16 protein-coding genes are annotated in these 16657 nt (G+C 75.8%); 9 read left to right on the forward strand and 7 right to left on the reverse strand.

What is annotated here, in order from left to right:
• Positions 1-399, reverse strand: a complete 399-nt coding sequence (locus ACFYPS_RS10230) for a helix-turn-helix transcriptional regulator (RefSeq protein WP_354965027.1) — start codon at positions 397-399, stop codon at positions 1-3.
• Positions 400-677: 278 nt separating this feature from the next.
• On the opposite strand from ACFYPS_RS10230, the gene metF reads away from it, so the two are divergent.
• Positions 678-1595 carry a methylenetetrahydrofolate reductase [NAD(P)H] gene (gene metF / locus ACFYPS_RS10235; RefSeq protein ID WP_354965026.1) on the forward strand — a complete coding sequence of 306 codons (918 nt, stop codon included), beginning with the start codon at positions 678-680 and terminating at the stop codon, positions 1593-1595.
• A gap of 44 nt (positions 1596-1639) precedes the next feature.
• Positions 1640-2329, forward strand: coding sequence for a CDP-alcohol phosphatidyltransferase family protein (locus tag ACFYPS_RS10240; protein WP_354965025.1), 690 nt, complete (start codon positions 1640-1642; stop codon positions 2327-2329).
• Between the two features lie 9 nt (positions 2330-2338).
• Here the strand turns inward: ACFYPS_RS10240 and ACFYPS_RS10245 are convergent, their stop codons facing one another.
• The 6 genes from ACFYPS_RS10245 to ACFYPS_RS10270 form a co-directional block, all read right to left on the reverse strand.
• Positions 2339-3826: a phytoene desaturase family protein gene (locus ACFYPS_RS10245; protein ID WP_354965024.1), complete on the reverse strand. Its 1488-nt coding sequence runs from the start codon at positions 3824-3826 to the stop codon at positions 2339-2341.
• Positions 3827-3837: 11 nt separating this feature from the next.
• Positions 3838-4965 carry a glycosyltransferase family 2 protein gene (locus ACFYPS_RS10250; RefSeq protein ID WP_354965023.1) on the reverse strand — a complete coding sequence of 376 codons (1128 nt, stop codon included), beginning with the start codon at positions 4963-4965 and terminating at the stop codon, positions 3838-3840.
• Complete coding sequence (locus ACFYPS_RS10255) at positions 4962-5804, reverse strand: carotenoid biosynthesis protein (RefSeq protein WP_354965022.1); 843 nt, start codon at positions 5802-5804, stop codon at positions 4962-4964. Before ACFYPS_RS10255 ends, ACFYPS_RS10250 begins: the two co-directional genes overlap by 4 nt.
• A complete protein-coding gene (locus ACFYPS_RS10260; protein ID WP_354965021.1) occupies positions 5801-6352 on the reverse strand; it encodes a GNAT family N-acetyltransferase in 552 nt (183 codons plus the stop codon). The genes ACFYPS_RS10255 and ACFYPS_RS10260 overlap by 4 nt, the downstream gene beginning before the upstream one ends.
• The gene (locus tag ACFYPS_RS10265) at positions 6349-7089 is read right to left on the reverse strand and encodes a monooxygenase (protein ID WP_354965020.1); all 741 of its coding nucleotides are present in this window, start codon (positions 7087-7089) and stop codon (positions 6349-6351) included. Before ACFYPS_RS10265 ends, ACFYPS_RS10260 begins: the two co-directional genes overlap by 4 nt.
• Before the next feature lie 65 nt (positions 7090-7154).
• A complete protein-coding gene (locus tag ACFYPS_RS10270) occupies positions 7155-7643 on the reverse strand; it encodes a YbaK/EbsC family protein (protein WP_354965019.1) in 489 nt (162 codons plus the stop codon).
• Between the two features lie 443 nt (positions 7644-8086).
• Here ACFYPS_RS10270 and ACFYPS_RS10275 point away from each other — a divergent pair, with 443 nt between their 5' ends.
• The 7 genes from ACFYPS_RS10275 to ACFYPS_RS10305 all read left to right on the forward strand — a co-directional run bounded on the left by ACFYPS_RS10275 (position 8087) and on the right by ACFYPS_RS10305 (position 16624).
• Positions 8087-8536 carry an SAV_6107 family HEPN domain-containing protein gene (locus ACFYPS_RS10275; RefSeq protein ID WP_354862373.1) on the forward strand — a complete coding sequence of 150 codons (450 nt, stop codon included), beginning with the start codon at positions 8087-8089 and terminating at the stop codon, positions 8534-8536.
• A gap of 101 nt (positions 8537-8637) precedes the next feature.
• Positions 8638-9357: a hypothetical protein gene (locus ACFYPS_RS10280; protein WP_354965018.1), complete on the forward strand. Its 720-nt coding sequence runs from the start codon at positions 8638-8640 to the stop codon at positions 9355-9357.
• Entirely contained in the window at positions 9354-10916 is a 1563-nt protein-coding gene (locus tag ACFYPS_RS10285) for a DNA polymerase Y family protein (protein ID WP_354965017.1), read from the forward strand. The genes ACFYPS_RS10280 and ACFYPS_RS10285 overlap by 4 nt, the downstream gene beginning before the upstream one ends.
• 120 nt (positions 10917-11036) lie before the next feature.
• Entirely contained in the window at positions 11037-14405 is a 3369-nt protein-coding gene (locus ACFYPS_RS10290; RefSeq protein WP_354965016.1) for an error-prone DNA polymerase, read from the forward strand.
• Between the two features lie 96 nt (positions 14406-14501).
• A complete protein-coding gene (locus tag ACFYPS_RS10295; RefSeq protein WP_354965015.1) occupies positions 14502-14675 on the forward strand; it encodes a hypothetical protein in 174 nt (57 codons plus the stop codon).
• A 3-nt stretch (positions 14676-14678) separates the two neighbouring features.
• A complete protein-coding gene (locus tag ACFYPS_RS10300) occupies positions 14679-15455 on the forward strand; it encodes a methyltransferase domain-containing protein (RefSeq protein ID WP_354965014.1) in 777 nt (258 codons plus the stop codon).
• Complete coding sequence (locus ACFYPS_RS10305) at positions 15452-16624, forward strand: nucleotide pyrophosphatase/phosphodiesterase family protein (protein ID WP_354965013.1); 1173 nt, start codon at positions 15452-15454, stop codon at positions 16622-16624. The genes ACFYPS_RS10300 and ACFYPS_RS10305 overlap by 4 nt, the downstream gene beginning before the upstream one ends.
• The last annotated feature ends 33 nt before the right edge of the window (positions 16625-16657 follow it).

Raw genomic sequence — 16657 nt, forward strand, 5'->3', positions numbered from 1 at the left:
CTAGCCGGTCGCCGCGTGCCGCGCTCCCCCGGCACTCGTGGCGCCACCGGCCCGCTCGCCGGTCCGGCTCCGGCCCGGCCGTCCGCCCGGCCGCGCGCCGGCCCCGCCCCGCCCCGGCCCGGTGGCCCGCGCCGGGCCGGCTCGCTGGGTGACCGCGGCGGCCTCGGCGAGCGTCACCAGCGGCACGTCCAGCACCACGGCGAGCCAACCGAGCCAGAACCCTCCCGGGATGCGCCGTTGCCGTTCCCACCGGGACACCTCGTGCCGGCTCAACGTCGGCACGCCCGCGGCGGCACACAACTCGGCGGCGGTGCGCTGCTGGCTCCAGCCCCGGGCCAGCCGGCACCGGGCGAGCAACGGGCCGAGCTGTGCTGGGCGCGGCGGTGGGGGCGGGGTCATCGGTCCTCCCGGCGGGCGTCGGTGCGGCGACGAGCGCCCGCCCGACCGGACGGGACCGGCGTCACCGCTCGGCTGCTGACCCCCGCGCGTGCCCCTGGGCCGCCCCCGCCGACCCTCCCGCGCCACCCATTACTACCCCGTGGGTACGACGGCTTCCGCCCACCCGGCCGGGGCGCGGGACGGCATCGGGCAGGTGGGCGCGCCCACGCATCCGTCGATCCGTGGGACGCGACGGGAAGCGCCTGGGTGGTGCGGACGCTGCCCGCTAGAGTCGGGTCGTGGCGCTCGGTCTTCCCTCGGTACTCCCCAATCCGCAGCCGGCGATCGGGGAGCTCATCCGTGACCGTCAGCCGACCTTCTCGTTCGAGTTCTTCCCACCCAAGACCGAGGTGGGGGAGCGGCTGCTCTGGCAGGCGATCCGCGAGCTGGAGTCGCTGCGGCCGTCGTTCGTGTCGATCACCTACGGCGCGGGCGGCTCGACCCGGGACACCACCGTGTCGGTCACCGAGCGGATCGCCACCGACACCACCCTGCTGCCGATGGCCCACCTGACCGCGGTCAACCACTCCGTCGCCGAACTGCGGCACGTGATCGGTCGGCTCGCCGGGGTGGGGGTCCGCAACGTGCTGGCGGTGCGCGGCGACCCGCCGGGCAACCCGGGCGGCGAGTGGGTCCGCCACCCCGAGGGCGTGGACTACGCCGAGGACCTGGTGCGCCTCGTGCGGGACGCCGGTGACTTCAGCGTGGGCGTGGCGGCCTTCCCGTACAAGCACCCCCGCTCACCCGACGTGGCCAGCGACACCACGCACTTCGTCCGCAAGTGCCGGGCCGGCGCCGAGTTCGCGATCACACAGATGTTCTTCGAGGCCGACGATTACCTGCGGCTTCGTGACCGGGTGGCGGCCGCCGGCTGCGACACCCCGATCCTCGCCGGGGTGATGCCGGTGACGCAGATCGGCACCATCGAGCGGTCCGTGCAGCTGTCCGGGGCGCCTTTCCCGCCGGCGCTGGCGGCGCGCTTCGAGCGGGTCGCCGACGACCCGGAGGCGGTCCGCCGGCTCGGCATCGAGCAGGCCAGCGAGATGTCCCGCCGGCTGCTGGACGAGGGCGTGCCGGGGATCCACTTCATCACCCTCAACCGGTCCACCGCGACCCGCGAGGTCTGGCAGAACCTCAAGGCCGGCGTGCGGATGTGACCGCGGGGCCCGCGACACCTGATGCCCGGCACGACGGTTGATCCGTGGTGGGCACACAGCTGAACTGGGACCAGTACGCCACGGCGTGGGCGCGGTTGCACGGCGGGTTCGACCCCCGCACAGCCGCGCCGGTGGTGCGCGCCTGGCTGCGGCTCGCGTACCACGTCGGGTACGTGCTGGGCCGGCTGCGGGTCAGCCCCACGGCGGTCACCGTGGCCGGAGTGCTGCTCTGCTTCTGCGTACCGCTGCTGGTGACCCGGCCGGCGGACGGGCCGTTTCTCGGCGCGCTGTTCGTGCTGCTCGCCTCCGTGGCGGACAGCGTGGACGGGGCGGTGGCGGTGGCCACCGGCCGCACCACCCGGCTCGGCTACGTCTACGACTCGGTCGCCGACCGGCTCGGTGAGGTGGCCTGGCTGCTGGCGTTCTGGCTGGTCGGCGCGCCGGGCGCGCTGGTCGTCGCGGGCGGCGCGCTGTCCTGGCTGCACGAGTACACCCGGGCCCGAGCGGTCTCCGCCGGCATGCGTGAGATCGGCGCGGTGACCGTGGGCGAACGCCCCACCCGGGTCTCGGTGGCGCTGGTCGGGTTTTTGGTCGCCGGGCTGGCCGGGCTGATCGAGCCGGACCTGGCCGCCGGCACCATCACCATGGCGACCGCGGTGTGGGTGCTGCTGGCCGGCTTCGGTCTGGGGCAGTTGCTCTCCACCATCCGCCGCGCGCTGCTCGACGCCGGCTGACCCCCGCACCTACCAGGCTGGGCCGATCTCGTCGGCGACGATCTGCGCGGAGAGGGTCACCATCGGCAGCCCACCGCCGGGGTGGCTGGAGCCGCCCACCAGCCACAGCCCGTGCGCGGGACCCCGGTTGGCCGGGCGGAGCAGCCCTCCGGCGGTGCCGTAGATCGAGCCACCCGGCGCGCCGGTCGCCGCGTCCAGGTCGGCCGGGGTACGGACCTCCCGGAACAGCAGCCGGTCGCGGACGTCCACGCCACGTTCGGCCAGCACCGCCAGGATCCGGTCGGCGTACGCGTCGGCCAGCCCTGGGCGTCGCCAGTCGACCGCGCCCGTGGCGGTGCCCTGCCGGGCGGCGTTGACCAGCACGAACCACGCCTCGTGCCCGTCCGGGCGGGCCATCGGGTCGTCGGCCACGGTGACGAACACCGTCGGGTCGGCTGCCGGTCGGGCCCGTACGCCGCGCCCCGGATCGCCGAAGACCGCGTCGAACTCCGCGTCGTAGTCGCGCGGGAAGAAGACGTTGTGGTGTGCCAGCCCGGTGCTGCCGGAGACGCCGAGCAGCAGCACGAAGCCGGCCAGGCTGCGGTCGGCCAGCCCGGCCAGCCGACGCGCGTGCGGCAGCAGGTCGCGGTAGACGGTGAGCGCGTCCACGTTGGCGACCACCACGTCGGCGGGCACCGGCGCGGTGACGCCGGCGAGGCGTACCCCGTGCACCCGGCCGCCGGCGGCGTCGATCCGGGTCACCGTGGCGCCGGTCCGCACGACCACGCCGAGGTCCAGGCAGCGGGTCAGCAGCGCGTCGGCGAGCGTGCCCAACCCGCCGCGCAGGTACCAGCCGCCGAAGGTCAGCTCGGCGTAGGGGACCGCCACCAGGGCCGCCGGCGCCCGGCGGGGGTCGGCGCCGGTGTAGGTGGCGTACCGGTCCAGCAGCATCCGCAGCCGCGGGTCGGACAGGTGCCGGCGGCCCAGCCCGCGCAGGGTGCGGCCCGGGGCGATGGCGGCCAGGTCGCCGACACGCCAGGCCAGTGACGCGAGGTCGCGGGGGGAGTCGACGGTGCGTCGCAGGATGTCCCGCGAGGAGGCGTTCCACACCCGCGCCGCCCGGCGCCACAGCCGTTGCCAGTCGGCCGCCGCCCGGTCACCGAAGGCGGCCCCGATCCGGGCGGCGAACTCGACCGGGTCGGCGCAGGAGTCCAGCGCCGGGCCACCGTCTCCGAAGACGTGCCGGACGATCGGGTCCAGCGGCACCAGGTCCAGGTATTCGTCGAGCTTCGCCCCGGTCGCCTCGAACAGGTCGTGGAAGACCTCGGGCAGGGTGAGCAGGCTCGGCCCGGTGTCGAAGTGGAACGACCCGGCCGGGGTGTCGTGCACGTACCGGCCGAGCTTGCCGCCGACCGTGTCGGCCCGCTCGAGGACGGTCACCTGGTGCCCGGTGGCGGCCAGCCGGGCGGCGGTGGCCAGGCCACCCACCCCGGCGCCGACGACCACGATCCGCGCCATGCCGCGCCCTCCTAGCTGACCGGGCGGCCCCGCCAGGTCAGGCGGCGCTGCTTTCGCAGATGGTACGACCGCGAAGTCAGCCAACCGAGGACCACGACCGACACGGGGTGTGCGAGCGCGTCGGGCCACCACCGGCCGCCGGTAGCTCGGGCGGTGAGCACCCGCCCGGCCACCCCGAGCAGGTAGCCGGCCAGGCCCACGGCGGCCACCACCGGCGCGCCGGCCGCCAGGGCGATCACCGTGACCAGCGGCGGGGCGGTGTAGAGCAGCAGCAGCGACGCCACCACGGCGGCCGCCGCGCCCGGGTGCCCGAACGACGCCCAGAGCGACTTCGAGTACCCGTCGCGCAGCTGCGGCCAGTCGTCGTACATCCGACATGTGGCCAGCCGGGAGCCGTCGGCCAGGGCGATCCGCCCACCGGCCCGCTTGATCGCCCGGGCCAGCTCGACGTCCTCCAGGATCTTGTCGGCGACCGCGGCGTGCCCGCCGGCGGCGGTGTAGCCGGCCCGGTCCAGCACCAGGAACTGCCCGCCCGCCGCGGCCAGCGACGGCCGCGGCGAGCGCTCCATCGCGCGCAGCGGCAGGAAGGTCAGCCAGAGCCACTGCAACAGCGGCTGCACCAGGCGGTCGGCCGCCGTCGTCACCACGATCCGGGGGTACGGCGACAGCAGCGTCGCGCGGGCGGCGCGCAGCTCGGTGACGGCCGCTGCCACGGCGTGCGGGGCGAGCACCACGTCGGCGTCGACGAAGACCAGCGCGGTGGCCGCCGGGTCGGCCCGGGTGGCCAACTGCCAGCAGGCGTGCGGTTTGCCCAGCCAGCCCGGCGGCGGCGCGACCCCGGTGAGCAGGGTGACCCGGGGATCGCCGCCGGCCACCGCGCGGACCACGTCGGCGGTGCCGTCGGTGGAGCCGTCGTCGAGGACCACGATGCGGAGCCCGGGCACACCGCGCTGGGCGAGCAGAGCGCGCAGGCAGGGGGCGACCCGGGCGGCCTCGTCCCGCAGCGGCAGCAGCACGGCCACCGGCTCGCCGACCTCGTCCGGCCGGTCGGTGGGCCGGCGCAGCCAGCGCGAGGCGTTGACCCAGGTGTGCCCGGTCAGCGCGGCGACGGCGAGCAGCAGGGCGAACAGGACGATCATCGGGTCGCGTCAACGCCGGGGCGGTGCGGCTGGTGGCCCTCCCGGTGGATGTCGGGGGCCCGGCGGGCGCGCAGCAGGATCACCGCCAGCGGCACGGCGGTCACCGACATGCCGGCCGCGCCCCAGAGCGCCGAGGCGGGCAGGTCGAGGAAGACCGCGTGGGCCAGGATGCTGGAGAAGTACGTCCACAGGTAGAGCGCGATCATCGGGTGGTCCCGGTGGTCGGTGCGCTCGGCGTCCGGGCCGGCCAGCGGGCGGAGCGCGCTCATCAGCAGCACCGCGAAGAGCAGCCAGCCCAGGTAGTTGCTGACCGGGATGCCGGGCAGGCCGGGCAGCGCCGGGGTGGCGTCCCGCCAGACCCAGTACCCCTCGGCCACCATCTGCGGGTCGAGGAAGAGGTCCCAGGCGGCCAGCCCCAGCGTGGCCAGGGCGATGCGGCGTACCCGCCGCAGGGCCGGCGAGCCGGTGCTGCCGCCGGTCAGCCGGACCGCCGCCAGCCATGCCGGCCAGGCCATCCACGTCCAGGCCAGCGGGATGATCAGCGGCACCCCGGCCAGCTTGGGGCCGAGCTCGCCGGAGTAGTCGTAGCTGCCGAACGGTACGCCTGTGGCCACCCCGATCGCCTCGATCGCGAACCCGCCACCGGTGGCCACGGCGACCAGCGCCACCGCGGCCCGGGGCCCCCGGCTGAGCAGCGCGTGGCCGACCGACAGAAGGCAGCCGAGCACGACGGTGGCCACGGTGAGCCCGGCCCGGGTCGCGCCGGTGGTCAGCGGGTAGCAGATCTGGGCGAGCACCAGGACGGCGAGCAGCGTCCAGGAGATGCCCCGCCGGGTCATGACGCCGGGCGCTCGAGCGGCAGATCCCGGCCGAGCACGCCGAACGGCCGCTCGTCGCCGGGGAAGTGGAAGTCGCGCAGGACGTCGACGAAGCCGAACCGCCGGTACAGCCGCCAGGCCCGCGAGGTCTTCTCGTCGGCCTCCGGGGTGGACAGCAGCGTGGTGTCGCCCTCGGCCATGGTGAGCAGGGCGCGCAGCTGGCCGGCGCCCAGGCCATGCCCCTGCGCCGGCGGCCGGACGTGCAGCTCGACCACCTCGAAGCAGTGGGTGAGCCAACGCTGCCGGGTCGGGGCGTCCAGCGCCCGGTGCACCTGGTCGTGCCACCACTGCCCGGGGCCGCCCAGGTAGCCGTAGCCGAAGCCGGCGAGGTGACCCTCGCTGGTCAGGCTGGCCACGGCCCGGAACCCGGGCCGGCGGACGTGGGTGGCGATGTAGCCGCGCCGGGCCTCCAGCAGATCGGTGCGGTATCCCATCGCCTCGCCGTAGACGGTCACCACGTCGTCCAGCCGCCGGACGAGATCGTCCGGCGTCCAGCGCACCAACCTCATGCCCGTCCACCCTTCGCCGTTCCCGGGTCGCCGTCGGCGACCCACCCGAGCACCGTCCGGTCGCCGACCACGTCGCGCACCTCGAACCGTGCGAACAGCTCCTCGGCGTACCAGCCCGCGGTGGGGGTTCGCATGATCGCCGCCCGGTGCTCCGGGTGACGGTACGCGAACGCCACCAGGTCCGCCGGGTCACGCCACACGCTCACCGTGCCCTGCCAGCCCAGCGGCGCCTCGCCGACACCGAACCGGGCCAGCAGCCCCGGCGCGTCGCGCAGGGCGGCGGCGACCGGGGGGATCGCCCGCCAGAAGGTGGCCGCCCGGCGGGCCCGCAGCCGGGCCCGGGTCAGTGCCAGCACCGGGCCGGTGACCCGGCCGCCCGACGGCTCGCCGAACGGCCGTTGACCGGACCACTCGCCCCGGCTGCTCAGCGGCCGCAGGTCGACCCGGGCGTGGGCGCGGGCGATCCGCCCCCAGGCGCGGCCGACCGGCGAGTCGTCGAAGCCGTCCGCCGCGGCGGGGGAGTCCCAGACGGTCAGCGCCGCCCACCGGGTCAGGTCGGCGTCACCCGGCCCGAAGCCGGTGCCCGTCCCGGTGCCCAGCAGCTTGCCGAACCGGACGCCCGGCAGGGCGCGCAGCCGGCCCGGGTCCATCGCCATCCGGGTCAGCGCCCGGGGCAGCGCGCCGCGGGAGGTCCGCCACACGTGCAGGGTGACCAGATCCGGAACGGCGCTGCTCACGCCACCGCTTCGCGGCGGCGCGAGCGCATGGCTGCTGTGCCTGCTGGTTCGCTCGCTCCGCTCGCTCACGCCACCTCGGCCGGGGCGCCGGCGGTGACCCGCAGCAGCTCGGCGTAGGTGGTCGGGAAGACCGCCTGCGGTACGCCGCCCGCGGCCCAGATCTCCGGGTACGCCTCCAACGCGGTGTCCACCAGGGTGCGCAGCGGTCGGGGGTGCCCGAGCGGGGCGACCCCGCCGATCGGCTGCCCGGTGTGCGTCCGGACGAACTCCGGGGTGGCTCGACGCAGCCGGGTGACCCCGATCGACGCGGCCAGGCCGGCGGTGTCCACCCGGTGCGCGCCGGAGGTGAGCACGAGCAGCGGCGCGTCGTCCGCGTCGAAGATGAGCGAGTTGGCGATCTGGCCGACCTCGACGCCGAGCGCCTCGGCGGCCGCCGAGGCGGTGTGCACCGCGTCGGGCAGCAGGCGGACCGTGCTGGGCTGGCCGGCGCCGTCGAGCGCGCCGGAGCCGTCCAGCGCGTCCTGCACCGCCCGTACGTTCGGGTGTGGCTGCATGTCGCCATTCTTCCCGGTCCGCAGTGCCGGGTTCACCCCGGTGCACCGGGCCGGCGCGTCACACGTTGCATTTTCGTCGGAGGGGAGGTGTACTGTCAGCAGCAGTTAGAACGAGTGTTCGATTGCCTCGAACGCCCGTTCCAACCAGCCGGGGCGCGGTGTTTCGCGGCGCCAGCTCCGGCCGGTGCGGCTCCGCGGGCCGCACCTGGGTTTCCGGGCAGTCGCGAGCCCGGTCCCGACAGGCAGGAGCGTCGCCCGCCGCCCACGACCCCCGGGCGGCGGGCGACGAACCCGCCGGTACGCCGGCCGGGTGTGGTGTGGGGAAGCATCCACACCCGGCCGGCCACACCCGGTGCGTCTTCCTCCGCACCATCCGACCTCGGCATCCCATCGGCGGCACCAGTGCGCCGAGGTAACGCCCCGGCCAGTGGAGGAGACAGTCCATGCCGACCAACCCGGCTCAGGCACCGACGGTGCCGGCGCACGTGCTGCCGCACCGCACCCCCGCCCAGCTCCTCACGTTGGCCCGGCGCGGGCTGGTCGAGGCCGGCCAGACCCGACCCGACGGCCTGCGCTACGCGGCCGCCCACCTGGCGGCGCTGCGTGCGGCCGCCGCACTCCTCGCCGCCCGTGCCCGACCCGCGCCGAGCCGGCGCAACCGGATCACCAGCGTCTGGGTCCTGCTCTGTGCCGTCGCCCCCGAGCTCGACGAGTGGGCCAGGTTCTTCGCCGCCGGCGCCGGCAAGCGGGCCGCCGCCGAGGCCGGCATCCCCCGGGTGGTCAGTGCCCGGGAGGCCGACGACCTGCTCCGCGCGGCCGAACAGTTCGTCACGGTGGTGGAGACCGCGCTCGGCGTGGCTCACCAACCGGCCCTGGACGGCCTCGCCGCATGATCCCGCCGTGACGCCGACCGCCCGGCGGGGGGAGTCGGGCGGCCGGCGTCACGGCGTGCCGGTCCTGATCTGATCCACAGCAACGACGGGGGGTTGGTCCGATGGCGGGCCGCATGGTGGTCGGTTCCGCCGCACTGGCCGATCTGGTACGCCCGGCGAGCGCACCCGACCCGGTCGGCGGCGGCCACCGGGTGCTGCCGGTGGCGCCCGAGCTGACCGGCCTGCTGCCCAACCGGGGCCTGCGTCGGGGCAGCACCATCGCGGTCGCCGTCGGCCAACCCCGGCGCAGCGGGGACACCTCGCTGGTGCTGGCCCTGCTCGCCGAGGCGTCCCGGGCCGGCTCGTGGTGTGCCGTGGTCGGCGTGCCGACGTTCGGCGCGGGCGCGGCCGCCGAGTTGGGCATCGCCCTGGACCGGCTGGCCCTGGTGCCGAATCCCGGCCCCGAGTGGGCCACCGTGGTCGCCGCGCTGATCGACGGGGTGGACGTCGTGGTCACCGCCGTGCCGGCCGCGGTCTCCGCGTCGGTCGCCACCCGGCTGGCCGCCCGGGCCCGGCAGCGCGGCAGCGTGCTCGTCCCGTACGGCCGGTGGGACGGCGCGGACGTGACGTTGCAGGTGGTCCGTGGGGTCTGGGAAGGGCTCGGGTCGGGCCGGGGTCGGCTGCGCCGCCGGGAGGTCACCGTCTCGGCGCGCGGGCGTGGGGCGGCCGCCCGACCCAAGGAGATCAAGGTCTGGCTTCCCGGTGACGAGCTCACCCGGGTGATTCCTCGTACGGTGTCGACCGCGACCCGTCCGGCGCTCACTCTGGTCGGCGCGGGGTGACCGACTCGCCGACACGGACCCTGCTGCTGTGGTGCCCGGACTGGCCGGTGCTCGCCGCCGAGATCGTCGACGGGGTGCCGGCCACCGGCCCGGTCGCCGTGCTGCACGCCAACCGGGTGGTCGCCTGCTCCGAGCGGGCCCGTGCCGAGGGGGTGCGCCGGGGGCTGCGCAAGCGGGAGGCGCAGGGCCGCTGCCCGCAGCTCACCGTCGTGGAGTACGACCCCGGCCGGGACGCCCGGGCGTTCGAGCCGGTGGTCGCCGCGGTGGAGGAGCTGGTCGCCGGCGTCGAGGTGGTCCGCCCCGGAGCCTGCGCGGTGGCCGCCCGGGGCCCGAGCCGTTACCTCGGCGGCGAGGAGGCGGCCGCCGAGCGGATCATCGAGCACATCGCCCAGTCGTGTCTGGTGGAGAGTCAGGTCGGCATCGCCGACGGGGTATTCGCCGCGGGGCTGGCCGCCCGCGCCGGCCGGGTGGTGGCGTCGGGCGGGACACCGGAGTTCCTGGCCGGGCTGCCGGTCGAGGCGCTCGGCCGGTCGGCGCTGGCCGACCTGCTGCGCCGGCTGGGGGTGCGGACCCTCGGCGACTTCGCCGCGTTGCCGGCCGGCGACGTGCTGGCCCGGTTCGGGTTCGACGGCGCACTGGCCCACCGGCTGGCCGCCGGGCGGGACCACCGCCCGCTCGCCGTCCGGCGGCCGCCGGCCGACCTGACGGTGACCGCCGAGCACGACGAGCCGATCGACCGGGTCGACGCGGCGGCGTTCGCCGCCCGCGCGCTGGCCGAGCAGCTGCACGACCGGCTGGCCGGGCACGGGCTGGCCTGCACCCGGCTCGGCATCGAGGCGGTCACCGCGCACGGGCAGGAGCTGCACCGGGTGTGGCGGCACGACGGCCTGCTCACCGCAGCGGCCATCGCCGACCGGGTGCGCTGGCAGCTCGACGGTTGGCTCTCCGGCAGCAACGGCCGGGCCGGTGCCCGAGCGGTCCGGCCGACGGCCGGCATCATCCGGCTGCGGCTGATCCCGGACGGGGTGATCGCCCAGGCCGGCCTGCAGTCCGGCCTCTGGGGGGAGGCCGGCGAGGAGCGGGAGCGGGCGCACCGGGCGTTGAACCGGGTGCAGGGCATCCTCGGCCCGGAAGCGGTGGTCACCGCGGTGCTCGGCGGCGGGCGGTCCCCGGCCGACCAGGTGCGACTGGTGCCGTGGGGCGACGAACGGGTCCCCGCCCGCGCCGGCGCCCCGCCCTGGCCAGGCCAGCTTCCCCCGCCCGCGCCGGCGGTGGTGCTGGCCAGCCCGCTCGCGGCGACCGTGCAGGACGCTGCCGGCGAGCCGGTGGTGGTCAACGCCCGGTTGGCGGTGAGCGCCCCACCCGCACGGCTGCTGGTGGGCACCGGCCGGCCGGCGGAGATCGTCGGCTGGGCCGGGCCGTGGCCGGTGGACGAGCGCTGGTGGGTGCCGGCGGAGGCCCACCGCCGGGCCCGGTTCCAGATCGGCCTCGCCGACGGTACGGCCCTGCTGCTCGCCGTCGAGGCCGGGCAGTGGTTGGTGGAGGCGATCTATGACTGAGCTGGTCCTTGTCCGCTCCAGGCCGGAGGCGGATGCCCCGGTGAGCGATATGACTGTGAGGCATATTTATGACTCTCAGGTATATCGCTCACCGCCCCTCTCGCCGCCGGAGCCAGCCGGATGAGCTTCCACAACCCGAAGATGCCCTGGTCGGAGCTGGAACGGGTGCTCTCCGGCCGGGCCGACGACAAACGGGGGAGCCGGGGCGAGCGGCACCTGCACGTGGTGGACCCGCTCGCCGTGGACGCCGACGGCGGGGACTCCCCGGCCTGGAGCCGCCGGCGCGAGCAGTACCAGCCGCCGGAGCTGGCCCGCCCCGACGGTGTGGTGCCCTACGCGGAGCTGCACGCGCACACCAACTTCAGCTTCCTCGACGGCGCCAGCCATCCGGAGGAGCTGGCCGAGGAGGCGGCCCGGCTGGGGCTCACCGCCCTCGCCGTCACCGATCACGACGGCTTCTACGGTGTGGTCCGCTTCGCCGAGGCGGCCCGCGCGCTGGCCCTGCCGACCATCTTCGGCGCGGAGCTCTCCCTCGGGCTGCCCGGTCCGCAGAACGGTGAGCCCGACCCGCACGGCGCGCACCTGCTGGTGCTCGCGCACGGCCACGAGGGGTACGCCCGGCTGGCCACCACCATCGCCCGCGCCCAGCTGCGCGGCGGGGAGAAGGGCCGCCCGGTCTACGGGGAGCTGGAGGAGGTCGCCGCCGAGCTGCGCGACCACGTGCTGGTGCTGACCGGCTGCCGCAAGGGCCACGTGCCGGCGGCGCTGCTCACCGAGGGGGTGGACGCGGCGGCCCGCGAGCTGGACCGGCTGACCGCGCTCTTCGGCGCGGAGACGGTGGCGGTGGAGCTGACCGACCACGGCCACCCCGTCGACGCCGACCGTAACGACGCGCTCGCCGACCTGGCCGCCGCGGCCGGGCTGCCGACGGTGGCCAGCAACAACGTGCACTACGCCAGCCCCGGCCGGCGGCGGCTGGCCACCACGGTCGCCGCCGTCCGGGCCCGGCGCAGCCTGGACGAGATCGACGGCTGGCTGCCCGCGGCGGCCACCGCCCACCTGCGCAGCGGCGCGGAGATGGCGGCCCGGTTCGCCGCGTACCCGGGCGCGGTGGCCCGGGCCGCCGAGTTCGGCGCCGAGCTGGCCTTCGACCTCCAACTGGTCGCGCCGCAGCTGCCGGCGTACCCGGTGCCGCCGGGGCACACCGAGATGAGCTGGCTGCGCAAGCTGACCGCCGACGGGGCGCGGGAGCGCTACGGTCCGCCGCAGGCGCACCCGACGGCGTACGCGCAGCTCGACCACGAGCTGAACATGATCGAGGAGCTGGGCTTCCCCGGCTACTTCCTGGTGGTCTACGACATCGTCGCGTTCTGCCGTGCGCAGGACATCTACTGCCAGGGCCGGGGTTCGGCGGCCAACTCGGCGGTCTGCTACGCGCTGCGGATCACCAACGTGGACGCCGTCCGGCACCGGTTGCTCTTCGAGCGTTTCCTCGCCCCGGAGCGGGACGGCCCGCCGGACATCGACGTGGACATCGAGTCCGACCGCCGGGAGGAGGTGATCCAGCACGTCTACACCCGCTACGGCCGGGAGCACGCCGCCCAGGTCGCCAACGTCATCTCCTACCGGCCCCGGTCGGCGGTGCGGGACGTGGCCAAGGCGTTCGGCTTCTCACCCGGCCAGCAGGACGCCTGGAGCAAGCAGATCGACCGGTGGGGTTCGGTCGCGACGGTCGACGTCGAGGACATCCCCGAGCAGGTGGTCGAGTACGCCAACGAGTTGCAGACGTTCCCCCGGCACCTGGGCATCCACTCCGGCGGCATGGTGATCTGCGACCGGCCGGTGATCGAGGTCTGCCCGGTGGAGTGGGGGCGGATGCCCGGGCGCAGCGTGCTCCAGTGGGACAAGGACGACTGCGCGGCGGTCGGTCTGGTCAAGTTCGACCTGCTCGGCCTCGGCATGCTCTCCGCGCTGCACTACGGCTACGACATGATCGGCATGAGCCTGGACCTCGGCGACATGACGCTGGACGACCCGGAGGTCTACGACATGCTCTGCCGGGCGGACTCGGTCGGGGTGTTCCAGGTGGAGAGCCGCGCCCAGATGGCCACCCTGCCCCGGCTCAAACCCCGCGAGTTCTACGACCTGGTGGTCGAGGTGGCGCTGATCCGGCCCGGCCCGATCCAGGGCGGCTCGGTGCACCCGTTCATCCGGCGCAAGAACGGCCTGGAGCCGGTGACCTTCGCGCACCCGCTGATGCGCAACGCGTTGGAGAAGACCCTGGGCGTGCCGCTGTTCCAGGAGCAGCTGATGCAGCTCGCCATCGACCTGGCCGGCTTCGACGCGGCCGAGGCCGACCAACTGCGCCGGGCGATGGGCGCCAAACGCTCGGTCGAGCGGATGACCCGCATCGCCGACCGGCTCTACGCCGGGATGGCCGAGCGGGGCATCACCGGCGAGCTGGCCGACGACGTCTACCGCAAGCTCACCGCGTTCGCCAGCTACGGCTTTCCGGAGAGCCACGCGATGAGCTTCGCCTACCTGGTCTACGCCAGCTCCTGGCTCAAGCGCTACCACCCGGCGCCGTTCCTGGCCGCGCTGCTGAACGCCCAGCCGATGGGCTTCTACTCCCCACAGACCCTGGTGGACGACGCTCGCCGGCACGGGGTGGAGGTACGCCGCCCGGACATCAACGCCAGCGGGTCGAAGGCGGTGCTGGAGTCCACCCCGGACACCCGGTGGGGCAGCGGCCCGGGGGAGCCGCCGCACGCCTGGGGGCTGGGCGGCCCGGCGGTCCGGCTCGGGCTGTCCGGCGTGCGGACCCTCGGCGCCGAGGTGGCCGAGCGGATCGAGGCCGAACGGGCGACCGGTGGACCGTACCGGGACATGCCGGACCTGGCCCGGCGGGTCGGTCTCACCGCCGCGCAGCTGGAGGCGCTGGCCACCGCGGACGCGTTCGCCTGTTTCGGGCTGACCCGGCGGGAAGCGCTCTGGGCTGCCGGCGCGGCGGCCCAGGACCGGCCGGGTCGGCTGCCCGGCACGGTGACCGGCGCGGCGGCACCCACCCTGCCCGGGATGGAGGCGGTGGATCGGCTGGTCGCCGACGTGTGGGCCACCGGGCTGTCGCCGGAGAGCCATCCGGCCCGGTTCATCCGGGGTCAGCTCGACGTGCTCGGCGCGGTGCCGATCGCCCGGCTCGGCCGGGTGGAGCCCGGGCAGCGGATCCGGGTCGGCGGCATCGTCACCCACCGGCAGCGCCCGGCGACCGCGGGCGGGGTCACCTTCCTCAACCTGGAGGACGAGACCGGGATGCTCAACGTCACCTGCTCGCCGGGGCTGTGGCAGCGCTACCGGCGGGTGGCCCGGACCAGCGCCGCGCTGGTGGTCCGTGGGCGGCTGGAGCGGAACGAGGGGGTGACCAACCTCGTTGCCGACCGGCTGGACGCCATCGAGCCACCGGTCAGCCCCGCATCCCGTGACTTCCGCTGATTCAGTGATCCACATTACGGTTTCCGGCGCCGCCGAGCGGGAGACTCGTGCCGAGCGGGCAGAGCGGCCCGTGAGCCATGAGGGGAATGAACAGCGATGGGGAATCACACGTACACCGGTGGAATCGCCAACTCCCGGCGGACCCGGCTCGGCGCGGGCTGGATGCCGTCGCACCTCGCCGACCCTCGCGAGTACGAGGTGACCAACGGTCCGGTCGCCAACGAGCGGCGATCCCGCGCGGAGGACGAGGTCGAGGGCGGCGAGTCCTGACCGATGGACCGGGTGACTAGGCTCGACCGGGTGGAGCAGACCCGAGGCCGGTTCACCGGGCCGCCGCTGACCCCCCGTACCGCCGTGATCTGGTCGGTGCTCCGCGCCGAGCTGGACCGGCGCGGCGACGCCGAGCTCACCGTGCTGGACGTGGGCGGCGGCACGGGTGGCTTCGCCGTCCCGCTGGCCCGCGCCGGGCACCGCGTCACCGTGGTCGACGCCAGCCCCGACGCGCTGGCCGCGCTCACCCGCCGGGCCGCCGAGGCCGGGGTGGCCGACCGGATCGCCGCCGTGCAGGGCGATGGGGACGCCCTCGCGGGGCTGGTCGAGCCGGCCGGCGTCGACCTGGTGCTCTGCCACGCCGTGCTGGAGGTCGTCGACGACCCGGCGGCGGTGGTGGCCGCGCTGGCCACCGCGCTGCGCCCGGGCGGCGCGGCCAGCGTGCTGGTGGCCGGCCGGGCCGCCGCCGTGCTGGGCCGGGCGATGAACGGTCACCTGGACGTCGCGGCGGCGCTGGCCGCCGACCCGGCCGGCACCGCCGGACCACGGGACACGCTGCGCCGTCGCTACGACGCCTCGGGCGCCGCCGCGCTGCTCGGCGCCGCCGGGCTGGTGGTCGAGGAGATCCACGGGGTACGCGTGCTGGCCGACCTGCTGCCGGCCGCGGTGGCCGACGGGCAGTCGGCCGCGCTGGTGGAGCTGGAACGGGTGCTCGCCGCCCACCCCCCGTACCGGGATCTGGCCGCCCAGCTGCACCTGTTCGCCCGCCGGCCGGCATGACCGCCCTGCCGGGTGGGGCGCCGGCGCCGCTGGCCGTCCTCGATCCGGGTCACGGCGGGGGGCGCCTCGCTGACGTGCTGCCCAGCGCGCTGGCCGTGTTGGGCGTGCCCGGGTCGGCCGATCCGCTCGGGCTGGTCCCCGCGCTGGCCGGGGTACGCCGGGTCGCCGTGCTGCTGGTCGACGGGCTCGGCTGGTATCAGCTGCCGACCGTCGCCCCGTACGCGCCGATCCTCGCCGGGCTCGCCGCGACGGTGGGCCGGCCGCTCATCGCCGCTTTCCCGTCCACCACCCCGACCAGCCTGGCGACCCTCGGCACCGGCGTCGCCGCGGGCGCGCACGGGGTGCTCGGCTTCACCGTGCGGGTGCCCGGCACCGACCGGGTGCTGACCCACACCGACTGGGCCGCCGACCCGTCGCCGCTGCGCTGGCAGCCGGTGCCCACCCAGCTGGAACGCGCCCGCGCCGCGGGGGTGGCGGTGACCGTGGTGAGCCGGCCGGAGTTCGGCGGCAGCGGGTTGACCCTGGCCGCCAACCGGGGTGGCGACTTCCGGGGTGCAACCGGCGTGGACGCCGTGGCCGCCACCATGCTGGCCGCGCTGGCCGCCGGCCCCGGGCCCACCCTGGTCTCCGGCTACCACCCCGACCTCGATCGGCACGGCCACCTCGGCGGGGTCGACTCGGCGCCCTGGCGGATCGCCGCCAGCGAGGTGGACGCCCTGCTCACCCGGCTGGTCGACGGGCTGCCGCCGGACGCGGCGCTGCTGGTGACCGCCGACCACGGCCAGCTCAACGTGCCCATCACGCACCGCTTCGACCTGGACACCGATCCGCGGCTGCGCGCCGGTGTGCGGCTGGTGGCCGGCGAGGCCCGGGTGCGTTACCTGCATGTCGTACCGGGTGCGCTCGACGACGTGGTGGCCGCCTGGTCGGCGGTGCTCGGTGGCGCGGCGCGGGTCCGCACCCGGGACGAGGTGGTGGCCAGCGGCTGGTTCGGGCCGGTGCCCGAGGAGCACCTGGGTCGCATCGGTGATGTGGTGGTGAGCTGCAACGACACGTACGCGGTCCTGGCGACCCGCACCGAGCCGCCGATGGCGTCCCGGCTGGTGGCGTACCACGGGTCGGACACCGCCGCCGAGCTGACCGTGCCGCTGCTGGTGGTCTGCGGCTGAGCGACGGGTGGCACGCCCCGTCGGTCGCTGGTG

The sequence above is a fragment of the Micromonospora sp. NPDC005087 genome (assembly GCF_042872965.1).
Lineage (GTDB): Bacteria > Actinomycetota > Actinomycetes > Mycobacteriales > Micromonosporaceae > Micromonospora.

Bases quoted from the DNA above. Each gene is read 5' to 3' on its own strand.
- ACFYPS_RS10230 (WP_354965027.1), bottom strand. From the start codon at position 399: ATGACCCCGCCCCCACCGCCGCGCCCAGCACAGCTCGGCCCGTTGCTC.
- ACFYPS_RS10245 (WP_354965024.1), bottom strand. From the start codon at position 3,826: ATGGCGCGGATCGTGGTCGTCGGCGCCGGGGTGGGTGGCCTGGCCACC.
- ACFYPS_RS10250 (WP_354965023.1), bottom strand. From the start codon at position 4,965: ATGATCGTCCTGTTCGCCCTGCTGCTCGCCGTCGCCGCGCTGACCGGG.
- ACFYPS_RS10255 (WP_354965022.1), bottom strand. From the start codon at position 5,804: ATGACCCGGCGGGGCATCTCCTGGACGCTGCTCGCCGTCCTGGTGCTC.
- ACFYPS_RS10260 (WP_354965021.1), bottom strand. From the start codon at position 6,352: ATGAGGTTGGTGCGCTGGACGCCGGACGATCTCGTCCGGCGGCTGGAC.
- ACFYPS_RS10270 (WP_354965019.1), bottom strand. From the start codon at position 7,643: ATGCAGCCACACCCGAACGTACGGGCGGTGCAGGACGCGCTGGACGGC.
- ACFYPS_RS10275 (WP_354862373.1), top strand. From the start codon at position 8,087: ATGCCGACCAACCCGGCTCAGGCACCGACGGTGCCGGCGCACGTGCTG.
- ACFYPS_RS10280 (WP_354965018.1), top strand. From the start codon at position 8,638: ATGGCGGGCCGCATGGTGGTCGGTTCCGCCGCACTGGCCGATCTGGTA.
- ACFYPS_RS10290 (WP_354965016.1), top strand. From the start codon at position 11,037: ATGAGCTTCCACAACCCGAAGATGCCCTGGTCGGAGCTGGAACGGGTG.
- ACFYPS_RS10295 (WP_354965015.1), top strand. From the start codon at position 14,502: ATGGGGAATCACACGTACACCGGTGGAATCGCCAACTCCCGGCGGACC.
- ACFYPS_RS10300 (WP_354965014.1), top strand. From the start codon at position 14,679: ATGGACCGGGTGACTAGGCTCGACCGGGTGGAGCAGACCCGAGGCCGG.
- ACFYPS_RS10305 (WP_354965013.1), top strand. From the start codon at position 15,452: ATGACCGCCCTGCCGGGTGGGGCGCCGGCGCCGCTGGCCGTCCTCGAT.